Origin of the sequence: Nonlabens sp. Asnod2-A12, from assembly GCF_045063745.1 — a bacterium.
GTDB classification, from domain to species: domain Bacteria; phylum Bacteroidota; class Bacteroidia; order Flavobacteriales; family Flavobacteriaceae; genus Nonlabens; species Nonlabens xylanidelens.
In genome coordinates this window covers 633,823-652,367 of sequence record NZ_JBEFOB010000003.1, presented here as the reverse complement: position 1 = coordinate 652,367, position 18,545 = coordinate 633,823, and the positions used below count along the sequence as shown (strand labels likewise).

Sequence of the window (18,545 nt, the reverse complement as noted above, 5' to 3'; positions counted from 1 at the left end):
TTTATTCAAACTCGTAAGGTTTTTCTTTTTTAATGATAAGACTAGAAATTAGGCCACCTACGGTAAACATAATAATATTACCTATGTAGCCTATTATAAGACTGGCATAACCAAATGGTGTAGGGCTAAATTTCATTTGCTGGCGTATTTGCTCTTCTGATACCTGACCTGAAATGTCTTCCATACCGAACCAACTTAATATGGTACTACTCATTTCCATGGCTGCTTCTATACTTAGTTCTACCAGTTCTTCTTTTGCACCAGGATCGATGATGTTAAAGATTAATAAACCAGCAATAACATAACCTAAAAGGGCAATGGCAACGGTGAATATGAAATAGAGTAGGGCAGTTCCAAAACTTAGGTAACCTTCTAGCTGCTTTTTTGCTTGTGTTTGTGACACCACACCTAGTATGAAAACAATAATAGATATAGGATAAGTGATTAATGGATTTAAGAACAGTCCTAGATCTATTTGCCACATAGCAAAGTAAGCGACGATAATTAAGGTAAAACCTATAAGGCCATACTTAACCGGTATTTCTTTTATTAAATTATTCATTTAAAAGTGTCATGTTGTATGTTTCAAATATAACGATCAAATAATTACTTACCAGTTTGTGGTATTTTACTGATTATTAAACCTGTGATTAAACCTGGTACGGTAAACATGAGTGTTTTAGTAGCAAAACCTAATGCAAATTCTGATAGAGAATAAGTAGGGGCTTTAAATACATCACTTTTTGCAAGGCTGTTTTGTCCTTTTTCGGTAATTCCACGCCATGCGTCTAGTAATATTTGTTTTGCATTTGTGTCTACATGATTAAGTAAAATGTAATATGTAACAGACTCGGTTATAAAAATCATGAGAATACAAATGAAGTAGGCTAGAACGACTTGTTTAAAAGAAACATTACCTTTTAAAGCGAGTCTACCCCATACTTGTGCGAGGACACCTATAAGAATAGGGTAAAGGTATATGGAAGTGTTTAACAAAGGATTTAAATAATCCTGTGCTTGCCACATGTATATGTAAATTGCTAGCGTGATTAATGCGCCTACGGTTCCTAAAATAAAGGAATTTCTTTTGATCGTTTTGTCCACTAAAAAGATTTTTAATTGAGTTTGCAAATATAAAGCTAGGAACTATGGTTTTATGAGTTACATTTGCTTTAAATTAATTTAGGATTAAAAGGTTGTTATTTAAATAAAAACAGTTAAATTTGCAGCCGCAAAAGAATAAGAATTTAAGTCATGCAAAAAGGAATACACCCAGAGAATTATAGATTAGTAGCATTTAAGGACATGTCTAACGAAGACGTATTCATAACTAAGTCTACTGCTAACACTAGTGAAACAATTGAGTTTGAAGGAACTGAATATCCATTAATCAAATTGGAAATTTCTCGTACTTCTCACCCATTCTATACTGGGGAGAGCAAACTTATTGATACTGCAGGACGTATCGACAAGTTCAAAAACAAATACGCAAAATTCAAGAAGTAATCTTCTCGATTTTTATTTATACAAAACGCCTCGCAATTTGCGAGGCGTTTTTAGTTTATATAATTTTTACATAAGGATCTTTCTAATAACCTAATAGTTCTAACCGCTGGTTAAGTCGTTCTAGAGCAGATGCTCTATGTGGATGATACATTCTAGGGTTGTCCAGCATTAAAATTAATGTGGCAGCCTCTCTTTTATTTAAGTCTTCTAACTTCTTATCAAAATAGTGTAACGATGCGCTGTAAAAGCCTGTATTGTTATTTAAAAAGTCAAAATTACTTGCGTAAAATGCGAGTAACTGATCATCTGAAAACTGCTGTTCTAATTGATGCGCTAGAACTAGTTTAGGAAATCCATATCTATTTTGCCCACTAGAATAATGAACTATTATTAGTTGTGCTGTCTCTTCACTCATATATTTACCACTACGATTTTCAAATAATGACTCATTAATGTAACTGATTACATGTTTTGTTTTATACATTTCATTAAATGTGTCGAGAATATTATCTGGTAAGGGTTTTGTTTTATGAATATCTGATTCTATGTGATGTAAAGGTGTGCTAAGAGATTTTTTTAGGTGGTATTCTACATATTTATAACCGCAAAAAAACAGAAGACTAATAAGTATGGAGCTTACTAGAATAACTTTTGCAGTGAAATTAATAACCTTCTTAATCAATAACGATACTTTTAGAATACTAAAATTAAAATAATAGTTAGTGCAGCAGGAACGGTTTGTACAAATATAATTTTCTTACTGACTGTAAGGGCTCCGTAAATACCTGCTATTGCAATACAGGCTAGAAAGAATAAACTCACGTTATCTTTCCATGCTTCGTTTTCTATGAAGAATGTCCATATTAAACCAGCTGCGAGAAAACCATTGTACAGTCCTTGATTAGCTGCCATCGCAGTAGTCTGTCCGAATAATTCTTTTGGAAAATCACTAAATACTTTACGACCTTTAGTTTCCCAAGCAAACATCTCAAAATACATGATGTAAAGGTGTAAAAAAGCTATAAAAGCTATTAAAATAGAAATAAATGTATTCATGATTTATGGTATATTAAGATAAGTAAAGGTAGTGGAAACTTTAATTTATCTATTCATGATCATTAAGGTAAAGGTGACAACTGTTTTTTAGATCTTAATATCTATTTGTAGGTTACTAATATATCGGTTGCTTTTTGTAAATCGGTTGCATGTATTTCAGTTTTACCAGCAAGGGGAAACTGTTGTTGTCCAGGTCTGGCTATAAAGGCAGCTCTCCAACCGGCCCACATGGCGCCTGCAACATCCCAACCATGTGCTGCGACCAGCATACATTCTTCTGGTGAGACGTTCATTTTATTTGCTGCCCAATTATAAGCCTGTTTAAATGGTTTGAATTTACCTGCATCTTCTATACTAAGCATTTCATCAAAGTACGAAGTGAGACCAGCATTTTCAAACTGTTTTTTTACTCCTTCGTTTGAGGAATTAGTGTATGAAACTAATTTGTACCCATTTTCCTTTAATTGAGACAGTGCTCCTTTAACTTCAGGATGTGCAGATAAACTTCTTAATGACTTTACTACTACATCTCTAGCTTCTTCTTGAGATAACTCTATATCGTTATTTGCGGCAACCATTTGTAACGTTGCTGCACCTATGGAACTAAAATGCTCATATTGATCACCTGCTGATGCAACTAATGAATACTGTAACATAGTGGTAAACCATAATGATAGCAAATCTTCCCTGCCATTTAAAGTTTTACCTATTTCAACTTTTAAAGGGCTTATATCTAATAAAGTTTCATTTACATCAAAGAATAATACTTTGGGTCTTGTCAAAGGTTGCATAAATCTTGTTTTTTTTAAATAAGAAAGAGGTTTAAATTTAATTAAACCTCTTAAATAATACTGTTAGACTTTTGTCAAATTATAATTGAAAATCGCTTAAAGTAAAACCGTTATTAAATTTAATATCAGTCCAGTTTACTTGTACCCATGGAGCGTCTGTCACGATAGCATCCCATGAAGATTTTTTATATTTTCTAGTGGTAGGTAATAATACTCCATCTATATTTTCATATTCAACTTGCATTAAAGCTGGAGTCTCTATGACATTGTAATCTGCGACAGTAAATAGAAACTGATCTACTAGACCGGTTTCTTTGTTGATATAAACCTGATAAATATCAGTAGCTTTCTTTTCGGCTAGGTTAAAAGAAACCTTAACTACATCATATTCTTTATCGTTTATGGTTTTTGATTCTACATATTCATACACAAGGTTGTCATCTAATAATTTAGGCATCATGGCAAACCAATAGAAATTAGTAGGTCTGTTAAATTTTACTTTGTCCAGATACTTTTGCTCAATTATTTGCTCTTCATTATTCTTTAACCAGTAATCATTACCGTCAAATCCTTGCTCAATAATACCGTCTAGATCAGGAAGAGTTCTTTCATGTTTATGGTAATATCCATAAGAAAGTTCTCCATCAAAAATATATTTCTCGTTGGTGACATCAAGTTTTCCGTCTGCTGTGCGGTAAGTTAAAGTGTAAGAGACATCTTTTTTATCCAGTAACTTTTGATAATCACCTACTTTTTGAACCATTTGATACACCAGTTCATGGCCTTTATTCTGGAATTCTTGAGTTGGTTCAGGCTCTATTTCTTGAGCTGTTGTTGCATGTTTATTATCATTACAAGCTAGTAGTAAAAAGCATAATGATAAAGTAAGTAAGTTAAGTTTCATAGTGGTAATAGTTTTATGGAGTTATGAATGAGTTGATATAGTATTATAATAGATCTAATCCATTTTAAATGGATTAGATCTATTTTTAATTTATAAATGATTAGATGTTTGAAGATACATGGTGTGTTAATCTTCTTTCATTAATTCATTAAGAACTTGTTTAAAAGTATCTACAGGTTGTGCTCCAGTAACGGCACTTTTTCTGTCAAAAACTATAGTAGGAACAGATGTTACTCCTAGATTTTGCCAGTAGCTTTGAGTAGTTCTAACCTCGTTACGAGCTTCGTCACTTTCTAGTCTTGCCAGTCCTTCTTCAGCATTTAGGCCTACATCTATTAGAGCTTCTTTAAGTACATCTCTTTTTGATACATCTTTACGTTCACTAAAAAATGCTGTTGTAAATCGCATTTTTAGTTCAGTTTGTTTATCAAATTCTTTTGCATATTCTAGAAGAATATGAGCGTCAAAGGTGTTTACCATTTTCATACCATCAAAATAATCAAAAGTAAATCCTAGTTCTTCTCCAGCGTCAGACATATGCTGTCGTGAATCTTTTTGTTGTTGTAGAGTAGAACCGTACTTTTCAGCAATATGCTCTGTTAAATCTTGACCAGTAACAGGCATGTTAGGATTTAATTCAAAAGGTTGCCATTCTATAGTAACTTGATCTTGAATTCCTAGCTCATTTATAGCTTTTTCTAATCGTTTATAACCTATGGTACACCATGGGCATACTACGTCAGAAACAATGTCAATTTTTAATTTTTCTTTCATCTTTAAAAAGTTACCAGTTCGCTTATCTGTAGATCGGCTTGTACATTACTGTAATTCTCTACATCTGCTGCAAAAACTGCCGCGTGTGGACCAAATGCCGCTTGAAACGAAGCTACATCATCAAATTTTAAATGTGCAATAACCACATAAGGAGCTAACTCTCCAGGAGTTTTACTTGCTATACCTAGATCTAGTTCTAGACCTTTTAATGCGTCACCTAATTTATTAGCAACCATAGGTAAGTGGTTGTTTTTATAATACTCTGTATCAAACTTTACATCTTTGCTGTTCGGATACATTACAGATACCTTAATCATTATTTTATTTTTTGAGATTATTAATATTAAGAGAAGTCTGCTAAGACTACATTTTCAGAAAACCCTTCATAAGCGCTCTCTACTTGTTTTGCCATTTCGTCTGGAAATAAGTGAAAATCGCCAGCTTCTAACGCTTTCATGATACCTTCAGAAACATCAGTTGTTGATGATGCATTTTCAAAACCAGCTGTTGCTGCCATGTCCGTATCTATAGGTCCAGGATGTACACTTAATATGCTCACACCTTTAGGACCTAATTCTGTTCTTAAACCTTGTGTTAAAGAATAAGAAGCCGCTTTTGAAGCAGAATAGGTAGAGAGTTGAGAAAAATTCTTCATAGAAGCGATAGAATTTAATTGTACTAATGCGCCTTTTTTATCTTCTAGTGTTTGAGCAAAAGCATTTGCAACACGTAGTAAACCAAATGCATTTACCTGCAGTTGATTTTCAAAATCTTTTTCTACATCTTCACCTAGAGTACCTTGTGGGTTTCCTATACCTGCGTTATTCACTACTATTTCTACATCACTAGTTTGTTGAGCAAGTGCATTAATAGATTCTGTACTAGATACATCTGCTTGTACGGTAACTACTTGGTCGCCATAAGCATCTTCTAGTTCCTTAGTAGAATTAATATCTCGTACAGCTAGATAAACTTTTTTTGCACCGTGTTTTAAAAACGACTCCACTATTGCTTTACCTATTCCTCGATTTGCACCAGTTACTAAAGCTACTTTATTCTCGATGGAAATACTCATAATTTTGTTTTTTTTAAGTTTACTAAATCTATTAAATAGCAAACCTTCCTAAATTGCTCAAGGAAGGTCTACCGTTTAAAAATGTATTTAAGGGGATTTACATTTTATTTTTTCCAAGCAAATTTTTCAAATGCAGCATCTACAGGTGTGTTTGCGATGTGATTTGTATAATTGCTAATTACTTTTTGCGATAATCCTAAGATAATATCCAGTACTTGTTGCTCTCCATAACCTGCAGCATAGAATGTGTCTAGGTCTTCTTGAGAAACGTTACCACGATTGCGTACTAGAGATAATGTAAATGTACGTAGTGCCTCTAGTTTAGAATCTGCTAGTGGTGTTTCATTACGTAATGCTTCTGTGATAGCGTCATCTACTTTCATCATTTTTGCGATTCCTGTATGTGCTGGTACACAGTAATGACATCCATGCTCTACATTTATCGTTTGCCATACCACCGTTAACTCATCTGTGTTGAAAGATGAATTCATGAATAATTCATGAAGTTGCTGATACGCCTTAAGTAATTGTGGAGACGCGGCAAGAACACCGTGTAAACCTGGTATCATTCCAAACGATTTCTGTGATCCTTCTAATAATGGTTTACTCTCTTCTGGAGCACTCTCGATGTTGTGAACTTTTAAAGTTGTCATAATTTTAATTTTTATGTTGTTTATGTTAATTATAACTAAACAATCATTTAGTTATAGTGTAAAAAAAATAGTTATAAATTATAGAAAGTCATTTCTATGTAATCTTCAATTTCTTGTTTGCTATTTACTCTAGAAGCGGCAGCTAGGCCATGCTTTGCGAGCAATAGATAGTTAGCTTGTTTAAGCACCAGTTCTTCACTTTTAGAAGTATCTGTTTTTAATTTTTCTATGATTAAAGATTTGAGATGTTCCATAAAAGAACCCATTTGTTCTTTAATTAATTCATCTTCGCTTTCAGAAAATTCATTGTACGTATTAGTTACAAGACAGCCTTTTTGATGAAAGCCTTTGTAATTAATATTTACAGAATCATAGAAAAATTGCTTTACATCTTCTATACCATTATCAGCATTTTTAAACTTCTCTAGAATCTCGTTTACCTTTGTTTTGTAACAATTTAAACTCTCCAAGAACAATCCATGCTTACTTCCAAAACTAGAATATATAGAAAATTTATTGATGCCCATTTCTTTTTCAAGCATCTGCATAGAAGTGGTTTCATAACCATTGCGCCAAAATAGGTTCATCGCCTTTTCAACTACTTCACTCTCGTTATATTCTTTTTTTCTAGCCATTAGTTCTAACTACGGTACAAAACTAACCTATCGTTTAGTTATTATAAAGTGTTTAACAATTATTTAATGATCTCGCTTTCGCGAAAGCGGAATAAAACCAACAATAAATAAGTTAAAATTTTAATTAATAGCTATTTATGTAATTTGTAATTAAAATATGAGCGTAAATAGGGTAGAATCTCAATAACAATAGAGAATAGGGTAGGTGGAACTAGTTAGATACAAATTTTAAACCAACTATAGAAATGATTAATGTAGTAATAAAAAAGAGTCTCCAGTAAGTAGCAGGTTCATTGAATACTAAGATACCCAAAGTAACCGTTCCTACTGCACCTATACCAGTCCAGACAGCATATGCGGTACCTATTGGGATTTCTCGAGACGCTTTAATAAGTAAAGTCATACTTATAGCTAGGCAAATAACAAAACCTAGATACCAGTATATAGCTGTGGTGCCAGTGGCTTCTTTTGCTTTACCCAGACAGGTAGCAAAACCTATCTCAAATAGACCGGCGATAATTAAAAGAATCCAATTCATGAGTCGTTCTTATGAAGGTAAATTTATACTATTTAAACTCTCAAATTAATATTTCATATCATCATAAAATAAAAACCTACAGCTTCTAGTTATAGAGACTGTAGGTTTTAAAATTTTATAAATCATCAATATTATAGATCCTGAATTAACTGTGCAGGAAGTAATTTTTCTAAAATAACTTTTTGATTCTTTTCTAATACTAAGAATTTCCATCCGGTTTTACCATTATCAGATATTCCATAAACATCTTTTTGAGATTGAATTTCAAAAAATCCAGTGGTATCATTATAAACTACGTTTTCTGCTCCAAAGCTTTGTTGAAAAGCAGTTTTGGTCATGCTTATACGTAGTTTTTTATCTTCTTCAGTTTCTTGTTCTTCACCATTAATTTTCATGTCCATCTGGCTAGAATAGGTGAGAAGGGAATAATACTTGTTTTCTATTTTTTGAGCATCGTCTATTTTTAAAATAGTAGGGTTCTTTATATCTATCTCCATATCTGGATTATTGAAAGTTTGCTTCATTACTTCCAGCATTTTTGCTTTAGGAATAATGTCAAAAAACTCTGTAGGCATATAATCTAGAGATTTTTCTAGCTCCATATTCACGATAGAATTCAGGTAATTTGTAAAATCTGCCTGAATCTGGTTTTTAGTTTCTTGAGCTAGCGCAATACTACTTACTGTTATAAAAAGTAAGGTTATCAATTGTTTCTGGATGTTCATTTATTCTAGTTTTTTGTTTTATTAATTCATCGCAGGATCAGACCTACGCACTCCTTCATTAGTATGTACATTTCCTACCTCGGTAATTACTGCACCATCTGGTCCAGCCATTTGCCAGTGTGCCGATTCTACTTCAGCTAATTTTGCAAAATCACCTTCAAAGGCTTCTATAATATGATGAGTAGTCGTTTTTCCATCCCAATGTGAATTAGGTACTATCACTTGTGGGAATTGATCGCTGTTATCTTCTCCTACACCTACTATATAGCTTTTTCCATGTCTTATTAACCAGCCTTCCATTTTTGCTGGATTACCCTTTGCAGCATAATGCATGTGTTCTCCTAACATCTGTCCAGGTAATAAAAAGATGTCCATTAACATGTATTGATCAGTTTCATTATTCACAAACATGACAGACGCTAGTCCTAGTTCTAGATAGTTACCTTTATTATAATCTGTTAACCATATCTTTTCTCTCAATCCATCAAATATAGGGTAATCATGATATTCTAGCATTTCTATAAGTGCATCCTTTGCTTTTTCTTCTAGAAAATTTCCATCGGCATCATAAAATTGTTCATTGGTAAATTTTAATTCGTTCTTTTCTTCTTGAACAGATGCTGTGGTCACTTCTTTTTGAGCGGTTGTAACCGTAGTTTCATCAGGTTTATTCTTACAACTAGCAAATAGTATAGTGGTACATGCTGCGGTTAATAAAATGAGCTTTTTCATAGTCGTTTTGGGTTAAAATTGATGGTTAAGGATAGTTTTAATTCACTTTTTGAATCTTTCAAAGGTCATAATTACCACATTTTTATAGTTCCATTAGTCTCTTTGTAGTTACTTTAACAGTGGATTTATTCATAACGGACACATCAAAAGCCCATAGTTTCATAAAATGAAACTATGGGCTAGAGTAAACAACTTAGTTTTGGATAGGGAAAAGAAAGGCTGTCTACTTATAATATTATCTGGGCTGAGATACTATTATAACTAGTACTTATTGGGTAATCGATTGCTTTAGTAAATGTTATTACTGCTTGCTCTTCTTTATGAAAAGTGAGAATCGCATTTGAACAGTAAAGATGTTTTTTATCAAAATTGATGCACACATCCTATACATACTCATAAAGCAATTTATTCGATTCAAGTTTAGACTGTAAAAATGTTTAAAGGTTTAATCAATAGATTAACATTTTTATATAAAAATCTCTAGTATTCTTATAATAAGATTACTAGAGATTAAAATAAATGTATTAAAAGTATATATTTATCTAATTCTTAAGTTGTAATTCTTCTCTTTTAGATTCATCAGACAGTTTTTTTTGTTCCCAGTAGGGCTCATTGATACTTTTCTTTAAAGTAGCCTCAGTAACAAGTCCATCACCATCATCTTCTGTCCATGACATGATCTTATAAGGGAATTCTTTTTGTACGTCTATGGTAATTTTTCTATCATAATTTACATACTCGATAGAATATTTAGATAGACCAGCAGTTTCAGTTTTACTTATTTTAGCTTTTGCAGGTTGCAATTTCTTGTATGCAAAACGACTGTAAATGGTAGAGAAGATTAAATCAATATCCCCAGTAGGTAACTGTCCTTTATTTAATCTTAAACGTGTCATTAATTCTTCTTCTAACATCGCAGCAGGAATATTTTTCTCTGTATCACCGTCTGCTTCAAAATAAGAAAATTGCTTAAATTTATAAGAGTCCTCTTCTAGATTTAATTGAGTAAAAGTATGCCCACACCATTCTTGTATACTCGTGTTTAATTTTAAAGTATGTGGATATTTTGCTGTGTTTACGGGCGTGAAACTAGAACTAACAATAGAATAATCATAAACACCGGTAGTAAATTTTCTAACATGGTTAAGCTTCATGACAGACACATTATCATCACCAGCCTCTTGTGGGTGATCTAACTTTACTTGCTTATTTAAAGAAAAAGGTTCTGTTACAAAAACTAGAACTACCTCGCCCGCGCGTATATCTCCATAACGTGATTGCTTCAGGTCGTAACTATTCAACTCTGCAGTGCCAGAATACCAGTAATCGTTAAATTCTTTATCAGTAACGACATCATTCTTACTAACCTTCGTTTCTGTTTTGGTTTCTATCGCAGTATCCTTATCGGTTTTACAGGCTAGGAATAAATAGATACTTAAGATGCTTATCGCTTTAATTGTAGGACTCATAATTTCATTTTTGTACATTATATAGACACTTTATATCAAAACAGGTGGTATACTATATACAGTATATTGTTGATTTATAGCGCTTAAAGCGAAAAATAGAAACAAACTATCACAGAAATAATACAAGCATCATATTTTGGCAGTTTTATAACGTTTCAACTTGAAAATGATAAGTTTCACAACTGGTAAGCTAAAACTACATATAAATCTCATTAGACCTTCTGTATTCTGACGGGCGCTTACCCATAACTTTACTGAAGGTGTTACTAAAAGTAGGTAAGCTGCTATAACCTACCATATTTGCTATTTGTGATATATTATAATCAGAGTTTACTAGATATTCTAGAGATTTAAAGATTCTCAATTGCGTGTAATATTTAATAAACGACATGCCTAGATCTTTCTTAAAAAGACGATATAGAGACTTATCTGTCATGCTAAATTTTGATGCCAGGCTAGGTAACAAATGTTCTTCGTCTATCTTATCAGATAGGTAAGTGGTAATACCTATTAATTTAGTGTCAGTAGGGTGTGGTAGTTCTAGATGTAATGAATTAGAAACACTTTGTTCTAGCAAGGTTTTAAACGCATTTACTATAGGGTATTTATTTTTTTGAGATTTTCTTATATCGCCATTCCAGTTTTTAGTATAAAGCAACAGTTCCATTAAAAGGTTATTAATGTGATAGATGCCTTCTTTTTTATAAAACTCATTAGCACTTTTCTTAATAGGAAAGTATAAATTTCTCATAATCACCTTAGGAGAACTAGGGTAGATAGAATGTCGCACACCTGCAGGTATCCACATATAATGTCTAGCAGGTAAATAATACATTCTGGTATCTGTTTTTACATGTACCACACCACCTTCTGTATATAAAAATTGTCCTTTTTTATGACTATGGTGTTCTATTAAAATAGAGTCCATAGGATTGTGATAACAAAATATACTTTTAGAAACTTTATCTACCTCGGTTAAATAATACTTGTTATCCATAAAATGACTTTTTTACTTGAATGCACTAAATTAATAAAACATTGTCTTTAATCAATAAAAAGACATTGAATATCTTACATAAATTGCGATTGTATTTTATTAAAAACTCATTTTGCAGTCTTATTTTATATAAATACAGAATTATTTAACCCTAAAATTATAAAATCATCATATTATGGAAAGAATAAAATATGCCCCTTATTTAGATAAAATTCAGACACCAGAACAGGCCGCTTTTTTAATTAATGATAAAGATATTTTAGGAGTAAGTGGTTTTACAAAAGCTGGTGACAGTAAGTCTGTTTTACCTATGGTGGCAAAAAGAGCACTTACCGAAGATATTAAAGTAACCGTTTTAAGCGGTGCATCATTAGGTTATGACACTGATGCAGACCTTGCAAAAAACGGCGCACTATATAAAAGAATGCCTTTTCAGGCAGACCCAACACTTAGAAAAAGCATTAATAATCACGAGGTACTGTATGTAGATCAACATCTAGGACAGACGGCAGACATGCTACAGAAAATAGATACCTTTAAAATCGATGTTGCTATTATAGAAGCTGTCGCAATTACAGAAGATGGTTACATTATACCTACCACATCTGTAGGTAACTCTCCAGCATTTACAGATAATGCAGATAAAATAATTATAGAAGTAAACACATCCTTTCCAGAAAGTTTAATCGGTATTCACGATGTGAAAACCTTAAAGAAACAACCTAATAGAGAGGTCATATCGGTAGTAAATTCAGACACTAGAATAGGAGATCCATTCATTAAAATAGATACCGATAAAGTAGTAGCTATAGTTTATACACAAGTACCAGATAGTCCAGCAGTAATCTCTGCACCAGATGATAAGACTAAGGCTATATCAAAACATATACTAGATTTTCTAGATAAAGAAGTAGAAGAGGGCAGGTTAACAGAATCTCTATTGCCTTTACAAGCCGGAATAGGTAAAACAGCTAACGCTATTTTATCTGGTTTTACAAACAGCAGGTTCAAAAACCTAACCATGTATTCAGAAGTATTGCAAGACAGCACCTTTGAGCTTTTTGATTCAGGAAAACTCCTCTTTGCATCTGCCTCTTCCATAACTGTGACCGAAGAATGTTCTAATAAAATCTTTGCAAATTTTGAAGATTATAAAGAAAAACTACTACTTAGACCTCAAAATATAAGCAACGCTGCAGAGGTTATAAGCCGTCTAGGAATTATAGGAATCAACACCGCCATAGAATTTGATATCTATGGAAATGTAAATTCTACCCATATTCTAGGTACTAATATGATGAATGGAATAGGCGGTTCTGGTGATTTTGCTAGAAATGGATACCTCAGTATTTTTGCCTGTCCTTCCATATCAAAAGAAGGTAAAATATCTCACATAGTACCTATGGTATCGCACACAGACCATACAGAACACGATGTAGATATACTCGTTACAGAACAAGGCCTGGCAGACATAAGAGGTCTCGCGCCTATAGAAAGAGCGCTTTTAATCATTAAAAACTGTGTACATCCAGATTATAGAACACAGCTTCTTAGTTATTTTGAAGAAGCCTATGCACTGGGCGGCCACACACCGCACATACTGTCCAAAGCATTGAGCTGGCATACCCAACTTAAAATGGAAGGAACCATGAAAATAGAAACAGCCGTTAAGAACGAGAAGAATATCGTTATGGCATATGAGTTATAAGTGATTCCTTTATAAATTCTACAGAAACCCCATAAAAACTACCGTCTGGTTTTTATGGGGTTTTATTAGTTTCATGAATGTAGATAGGGTAGTAAAGGGAATGATTTAAGTTCCGCTTTCGCGAAAGCGAGACAAGAATAATCTTAATATTTATATGATAAATGAACTAGGTAGGTAGGGCAAAGCCTGTAATTGAGAATTAATACGATAAATTTAATAGAATTCTATATATCCCACGCAATCAGTGTCTTAACAGAATTAGCTCTGCTTTTTTAGTTTTAATAAATACGTTCTAATTTCTTTTCTCAACGAAACTTCAGGTTTGGGTAACGGAATAGTCTGGCCGAATTGTTTACTCCTATTAAATTTAGAAAACATAATTTTATGCTTTTTCCACACGTCAGGATATAACTTTAAGAACATATTAAAGAAGCTCTGTTCGGTTATTTCTCCTTCTATTTTAGAATGTACTTCTTTAAATTTTTCTTCTTGTTCTATGATCATGGGGTTTTTATAAAGTAATAATTAATATTATTTGTAGCCTCTTGCTTTGCTTTTGTTAATTGAAGGAAGAAGTCAAAGATATAACGCAAATAAGGCATTCCATTAAGTTTATACTACAAATAGCTATAGTCTTATTTTGAAAAGCACATAGCAATTGAGAATTATCATGCGTCACTCTTAGTTCTTAGAAGCGCGGTCTATTGCGTGGTCCTTAATTATTTTTCCAGTCACGTCGTTTACAAATAAGCTATCATAACTTTTTGATGGATGGCGTTCAGGATAAATGTATAGATTTATACTGTCGTAAGTGATAAGTTGTATTAAATTATTCATTTTATACTTTTCATATAAATCGTCTAATCTCCAATAAAACTCACCAGTTTTTAATGATAATTTACTGAAATGCCCAAAAGAAGAAATATAAACCACATCATGATCTATTACCGGTTTTGATAAATTAAAAGCGCCTATATGTTGATTCCATTTTATCTCTAAAGATTCTTTGTCGATCGACAAGGCTCTACTACCTGCAGAATCATAATCGGCATAGGTATAGAATAAGAATATATTATTCTTGTCTTCAGTTAGAAATGCCTTTTCTATTCTCATTTCATTTTCTAGCTCGATCTTATGATTATTAAATAGTAAATAACCTTTTTTAGCTATCATGTATCGGTTGTTACCTATGGTATAAGTAGTGTCTTTTTCAGTATCGTCTAGTACATCATTGTGTTCTATGGAGTGAATGGTGTAGTCACTACTCAATTTACGAGGAGTATGTGTAGTGGTAAAGTTACTTTTTATTATAGTCTGAAGTTTATCCTTTGAAACATCTGACTTTAAAGTATCTATGGATTCTTTTAAAATAACCTCTTTTTCATTTTTACATGAAAAGGAAATTATAATAGTTGTGATAAGGAGTAAAAAATTCAGTTTGCTTTTCATAATTAATCCTAAAGGTATATCTGAGAATAGTAACGGCTTTAACCGCAAGGTTATTTTGGTAAAAAAAGTAAGCGAGTAACAACTATTGATAATAGTACTAAATTAAGCAATTAAATATATAGCGTGTGTGCGCACGGCATGAATATAAAATTGATTTTATCACATCAAAGCATAACAGGAAAGTAGTAGTGTTTTTAAATCGTTATGTATGAGAACCGCCAGTATAGCAGTAGAAGTAGAGTAGTACTAAAATTGTTTCTTACAGAAGAGTATTTACTTAAAAAGTCTAGGATTTTCTAATTAAAAAATGGATGCCTGTGAAATGCTGTATTAAATAGCCTCGTTAATTTCAATCCAGTACCCATCTGGGTCTTGAAAGTAAACCTGTCTTATTCCATCCTTGCGTATGTAATCTTTGTTAGGTGTGTTTAACCAGTCTGAGTATTCCACGTCCAATTCTTTTAAGGTATTTATAAAGGAGTCTAGGTCAGTTGTGGTTAAAGCAAAATGTACGGCTTTATTAATTTTTATTTGAAAATCAGGTCGTGGAATCAAGTGCAATTGTCTGCCTTCATTAAGGGACAACCATCTCGTTTTTGAGTCAGAGGCAGTATTCTCGATCTCTTCTAACTGGAGGACTTTTTGATAAAACGCAACAGATGTATCCACATCTGTTACAGAAAGCGCTATGTGATTAAAGAAAAAAGTAGGCATGATATATTTATGATTAGGTTAAAAGACAACTAAGAACTATTGAAGGTGTGTTTTTATTTTTGATGGTCTCTTTTCTATTTGTTTAAATTAGAGTCGTCTAATCGATTGTATGATGTTTTATCTATTAGAATGGGTTTATATTCATTGTCTTTGTGCCATTCATCTATTATTTTTATTTTTCTAAATCTTTTACTTATTAATAACTTCAAAACATTATTGTCATCCGTTGATTCTATTTTTATCCAAAGAGGAATTTCATTTTTGTAGGTAACTAACCTTTCACAAACGTCATTCAAATTTAATTGCTTTCCAATTACGTTTGGTAAAGACCATAATTTCATAATATCATCCGAATTTGTTTTGGATTCTTGTTTTTCAGTTGGGTCATATTTGATAATGTATTCTATTTCCTCAAAATTTTCCATTATGAAGTTTTCTACCTCATTCTCTGATAGAAATTTTTCTAATTGATTTTTTAAGAATTTAGAATTTGTTTTTTGCATTTGACATTTTAGTTTTTCGGATATTCCAATAGAAATGTTTTTAAATCAGTTAGTTTATCTGGTTTTAAGCTCATTTCTCGATAAAAATAAACACTTGGATTTTCATTTCCATCTATCTTAAAATACCAAAACATATATCCTTGGTGCATCATAAAAACAAAGTCATTGTCAGTCAGAAAGTTTTCAGCATTATCTTCTTCTAACAATTCTAAAGCCCATTCTTTTAGCTCACTTTTATTGTGAAATAAGTCAGTTCCAACTATACCCTTTGGAACAGATTTTTGACATTCCAAATAGAACTTTTTATAAATAGATGGAAAATTCAAATTAAGTTCTTGTTCTATTTTATTCAAATTTTCCATATGGTTAAACTAATTAACACAATAGCTATAGATACAACTAGAAATGAATTCACTTAGTTGTTTGTATTACCTAAAGTTGTAGATGTGAAAGTACAAAACAATTTTAGAATTCATACTTCTCACATGTAGCATGAATGGTGGAGCAGGAGTAAATTGCTATTTAATAATGGATAGAAGTGTACTAGTTAGAAATTGAGTGAAATTCACTTGTTTTTTACCACAGTTCTTTGTTGGCAACAGTTTCTTTTATTGAGATTACAGTATGTTGTTTAAATCTTGTCTTCCGACAATTGCCATTATTTCAACAATGTCATTATTTATTTTATAGTAAATACTATCTATTCCGCAAACACATCTTCTGTAGTCTTTTTTTATATAATCAACGGACTCGAATGAAAAAGGCCTTTGGGATATAATTTCAAAATATTTAAAGAATGATTCAAAATACTTATCCGCTTGAGTCATTCCAAATTTTTTAACTCCATAGTGATGGATTCGGATTAAGTCATTTTTAGCTTCGTTACTTAATCGATATTTAGCCATTCAATAAAGTTTTTGATTGAGCTAAAATTTCATTTTTTGATTCGCTTGTAAATCCGTTATTTTCCGCTTTTTCCAATTTAGTTCGTATCCAGTCAATTTCGACTTGTTGTTTTCTAGCTTGCCTAATTAAATCGTTTACTAATTCGCTTTTGCTTGAATATTCTTTTCCATTGACTTGTGCTTTCAGCCATTCGTCGTTAGGTTCTGTAAATGATATACTTTGTCTTGACATAACTCAATTATTTGGTGCAAATATACATCAATTACGAATCACCTTCAAATGTATTACAACAATCAAAGGCACAATACCAGTAAGCCACTTTATTGGTATACTGTTGTTTTGGTTAAGTTTTAGATGTGGAAGTACAAAACAAATTTAGAATTCATACTTCTCACATGTAGCATGAATGGTGGAGCAGGAGTAAGTTACTATATAATAATGGATAGAAGTGTAGTTGTTAGAAATGAAGTGAAATTCACTTGTTTTTTACCACAGTTCTTTGTTACCTGCTGGCTTTATTCAGTTTCCAATCATTTATTTTTCCGAAACTATATTTTCCAATTCGGACTAAAATCAAAACGATAGCAACTACTGTTGAAAACCAAGCTGTATTATAGACTCCGTAATAAAATTGGTCAATTGGTATAAAATCTGAAAATTCAGTTCCTAAAATTATACACACTAAAAATATTCGGATTGCTGTTTTGAACCAACTTGGTTTAGTCAGAATTTCATTGAACTAGCCTATTTTTATTTCAATGTTTTTGTTTTCTAAATCAATCTCAATCCATTCAGATTGAGATTCCAAATCAGGAATGCATTCAGTCAATTCCATTCCTTTAGCATATTTGCTCAATGCTTTTTTTCCAAAATAAACTGTCGCCTTAAATTCCATTTGTCCAGTTTTTCCAATCCACGCTTTAGTTTCTATTTTCCGTTTGTCATTCACGTGTTTTTTAGTCAACTGATTTTCGGTAGGAAACCAAGAAACTCCATCACACCAAAATCCTTTTAATTCTGGGTTAGTCGATTTTTCCAATTCGTGACAAATTCGGTATTCAAGTCGAGTGCAGAATTCCTTGTTGAATGGTGTTTCGATATTTTGTTGTGCGTTCGTCATTTTAGCTTGCACATAACGGGCAAAGCATAAAGCGTGTGAGGCGTTTTGCTTTGTATCCCAATGTTAGAGATGTTAATTTAGGATTTTAAAGATAGACTAATTATGAATTATACAGCCTCACAGGTAGCGTTTAAAACGCTTGATACGCTTTATGCTTTGTTCACGCCAGTTATTTGTGGCAGCATGACAAAAGCAAGTATGCACCGGATTTAAGACAAGGCGTTTTACACCTTTGCCCGTTCAGGCCGATTAGTAATTTTGGAGTCTTAAAACAGGCTTTTGCTATAGCA

Annotated in this window: 26 protein-coding genes; 2 read left to right on the top strand and 24 right to left on the bottom strand. The window is 32.3% G+C overall.

The window, feature by feature from the left end; translation table 11 throughout:
• Position 1 precedes the first annotated feature (1 nt).
• Together ACJJVJ_RS03085 and ACJJVJ_RS03080 are read right to left on the bottom strand one after the other, a co-directional pair.
• Positions 2-562: a DUF4199 domain-containing protein gene (locus ACJJVJ_RS03085; protein WP_405368910.1), complete on the bottom strand. Its 561-nt coding sequence runs from the start codon at positions 560-562 to the stop codon at positions 2-4.
• A gap of 44 nt (positions 563-606) precedes the next feature.
• Entirely contained in the window at positions 607-1,104 is a 498-nt protein-coding gene (locus ACJJVJ_RS03080) for a DUF4199 family protein (RefSeq protein ID WP_170034547.1), read from the bottom strand.
• Between the two features lie 150 nt (positions 1,105-1,254).
• Here ACJJVJ_RS03080 and ACJJVJ_RS03075 point away from each other — a divergent pair, with 150 nt between their 5' ends.
• Positions 1,255-1,506: a type B 50S ribosomal protein L31 gene (locus ACJJVJ_RS03075; protein ID WP_104515121.1), complete on the top strand. Its 252-nt coding sequence runs from the start codon at positions 1,255-1,257 to the stop codon at positions 1,504-1,506.
• Positions 1,507-1,588: 82 nt separating this feature from the next.
• On the opposite strand, the gene ACJJVJ_RS03070 is transcribed toward ACJJVJ_RS03075, so the two are convergent.
• From ACJJVJ_RS03070 to ACJJVJ_RS03005, 14 genes are all read right to left on the bottom strand, one after another.
• Positions 1,589-2,188 carry a transglycosylase domain-containing protein gene (locus tag ACJJVJ_RS03070; protein ID WP_405368908.1) on the bottom strand — a complete coding sequence of 200 codons (600 nt, stop codon included), beginning with the start codon at positions 2,186-2,188 and terminating at the stop codon, positions 1,589-1,591.
• Positions 2,189-2,199: 11 nt separating this feature from the next.
• Positions 2,200-2,562, bottom strand: coding sequence for a DUF1304 domain-containing protein (locus tag ACJJVJ_RS03065; protein ID WP_405368906.1), 363 nt, complete (start codon positions 2,560-2,562; stop codon positions 2,200-2,202).
• Between the two features lie 101 nt (positions 2,563-2,663).
• Positions 2,664-3,353 carry a haloacid dehalogenase type II gene (locus ACJJVJ_RS03060; RefSeq protein ID WP_405368905.1) on the bottom strand — a complete coding sequence of 230 codons (690 nt, stop codon included), beginning with the start codon at positions 3,351-3,353 and terminating at the stop codon, positions 2,664-2,666.
• Positions 3,354-3,432: 79 nt separating this feature from the next.
• Complete coding sequence (locus ACJJVJ_RS03055; protein ID WP_405368903.1) at positions 3,433-4,257, bottom strand: DUF6503 family protein; 825 nt, start codon at positions 4,255-4,257, stop codon at positions 3,433-3,435.
• A gap of 126 nt (positions 4,258-4,383) precedes the next feature.
• Entirely contained in the window at positions 4,384-5,031 is a 648-nt protein-coding gene (locus tag ACJJVJ_RS03050) for a DsbA family protein (protein WP_405368901.1), read from the bottom strand.
• 2 nt (positions 5,032-5,033) lie between these two features.
• Positions 5,034-5,348 carry an EthD family reductase gene (locus ACJJVJ_RS03045; protein ID WP_405368900.1) on the bottom strand — a complete coding sequence of 105 codons (315 nt, stop codon included), beginning with the start codon at positions 5,346-5,348 and terminating at the stop codon, positions 5,034-5,036.
• A gap of 26 nt (positions 5,349-5,374) precedes the next feature.
• Entirely contained in the window at positions 5,375-6,106 is a 732-nt protein-coding gene (locus ACJJVJ_RS03040) for an SDR family oxidoreductase (protein WP_405368898.1), read from the bottom strand.
• Positions 6,107-6,210: 104 nt separating this feature from the next.
• Complete coding sequence (locus tag ACJJVJ_RS03035) at positions 6,211-6,759, bottom strand: carboxymuconolactone decarboxylase family protein (protein WP_104515113.1); 549 nt, start codon at positions 6,757-6,759, stop codon at positions 6,211-6,213.
• A gap of 71 nt (positions 6,760-6,830) precedes the next feature.
• Positions 6,831-7,394 carry a TetR/AcrR family transcriptional regulator gene (locus ACJJVJ_RS03030; RefSeq protein ID WP_405368896.1) on the bottom strand — a complete coding sequence of 188 codons (564 nt, stop codon included), beginning with the start codon at positions 7,392-7,394 and terminating at the stop codon, positions 6,831-6,833.
• 211 nt (positions 7,395-7,605) lie between these two features.
• Complete coding sequence (locus ACJJVJ_RS03025; RefSeq protein WP_405368894.1) at positions 7,606-7,932, bottom strand: DMT family transporter; 327 nt, start codon at positions 7,930-7,932, stop codon at positions 7,606-7,608.
• Between the two features lie 131 nt (positions 7,933-8,063).
• Positions 8,064-8,657, bottom strand: coding sequence for a hypothetical protein (locus ACJJVJ_RS03020; protein ID WP_405368892.1), 594 nt, complete (start codon positions 8,655-8,657; stop codon positions 8,064-8,066).
• A 21-nt stretch (positions 8,658-8,678) separates the two neighbouring features.
• Positions 8,679-9,389 (bottom strand): hypothetical protein, encoded by a 711-nt coding sequence (locus ACJJVJ_RS03015; protein WP_405368890.1) that lies wholly within the window; start codon positions 9,387-9,389, stop codon positions 8,679-8,681.
• Positions 9,390-9,931: 542 nt separating this feature from the next.
• Entirely contained in the window at positions 9,932-10,858 is a 927-nt protein-coding gene (locus ACJJVJ_RS03010; RefSeq protein WP_405368889.1) for a septum formation inhibitor Maf, read from the bottom strand.
• A gap of 196 nt (positions 10,859-11,054) precedes the next feature.
• Positions 11,055-11,855, bottom strand: a complete 801-nt coding sequence (locus ACJJVJ_RS03005) for an AraC family transcriptional regulator (RefSeq protein ID WP_104515108.1) — start codon at positions 11,853-11,855, stop codon at positions 11,055-11,057.
• 175 nt (positions 11,856-12,030) lie between these two features.
• Between ACJJVJ_RS03005 and ACJJVJ_RS03000 the strand changes: the two genes are divergently transcribed.
• A complete protein-coding gene (locus tag ACJJVJ_RS03000) occupies positions 12,031-13,563 on the top strand; it encodes a succinate CoA transferase (protein WP_405368887.1) in 1,533 nt (510 codons plus the stop codon).
• 258 nt (positions 13,564-13,821) lie between these two features.
• Here the strand turns inward: ACJJVJ_RS03000 and ACJJVJ_RS02995 are convergent, their stop codons facing one another.
• The 8 genes from ACJJVJ_RS02995 to ACJJVJ_RS02960 all read right to left on the bottom strand — a co-directional run bounded on the left by ACJJVJ_RS02995 (position 13,822) and on the right by ACJJVJ_RS02960 (position 18,255).
• On the bottom strand, positions 13,822-14,067 hold the full coding sequence (locus ACJJVJ_RS02995; protein WP_104515106.1) for a hypothetical protein: 246 nt from the start codon (positions 14,065-14,067) through the stop codon (positions 13,822-13,824).
• A 177-nt stretch (positions 14,068-14,244) separates the two neighbouring features.
• Complete coding sequence (locus tag ACJJVJ_RS02990) at positions 14,245-15,012, bottom strand: hypothetical protein (protein ID WP_405368885.1); 768 nt, start codon at positions 15,010-15,012, stop codon at positions 14,245-14,247.
• A gap of 330 nt (positions 15,013-15,342) precedes the next feature.
• Entirely contained in the window at positions 15,343-15,726 is a 384-nt protein-coding gene (locus tag ACJJVJ_RS02985; RefSeq protein ID WP_405368883.1) for a VOC family protein, read from the bottom strand.
• Positions 15,727-15,800: 74 nt separating this feature from the next.
• Positions 15,801-16,229 carry a hypothetical protein gene (locus tag ACJJVJ_RS02980; protein WP_405368882.1) on the bottom strand — a complete coding sequence of 143 codons (429 nt, stop codon included), beginning with the start codon at positions 16,227-16,229 and terminating at the stop codon, positions 15,801-15,803.
• Positions 16,230-16,237: 8 nt separating this feature from the next.
• A complete protein-coding gene (locus tag ACJJVJ_RS02975) occupies positions 16,238-16,591 on the bottom strand; it encodes an SMI1/KNR4 family protein (protein ID WP_405368880.1) in 354 nt (117 codons plus the stop codon).
• A gap of 255 nt (positions 16,592-16,846) precedes the next feature.
• Entirely contained in the window at positions 16,847-17,134 is a 288-nt protein-coding gene (locus ACJJVJ_RS02970) for a type II toxin-antitoxin system RelE/ParE family toxin (protein WP_405368878.1), read from the bottom strand.
• Positions 17,127-17,366, bottom strand: coding sequence for a type II toxin-antitoxin system ParD family antitoxin (locus ACJJVJ_RS02965; RefSeq protein ID WP_405368876.1), 240 nt, complete (start codon positions 17,364-17,366; stop codon positions 17,127-17,129). The genes ACJJVJ_RS02970 and ACJJVJ_RS02965 overlap by 8 nt, the downstream gene beginning before the upstream one ends.
• 508 nt (positions 17,367-17,874) lie before the next feature.
• Positions 17,875-18,255: a hypothetical protein gene (locus ACJJVJ_RS02960; RefSeq protein WP_405368874.1), complete on the bottom strand. Its 381-nt coding sequence runs from the start codon at positions 18,253-18,255 to the stop codon at positions 17,875-17,877.
• Positions 18,256-18,545: the final 290 nt, after the last annotated feature.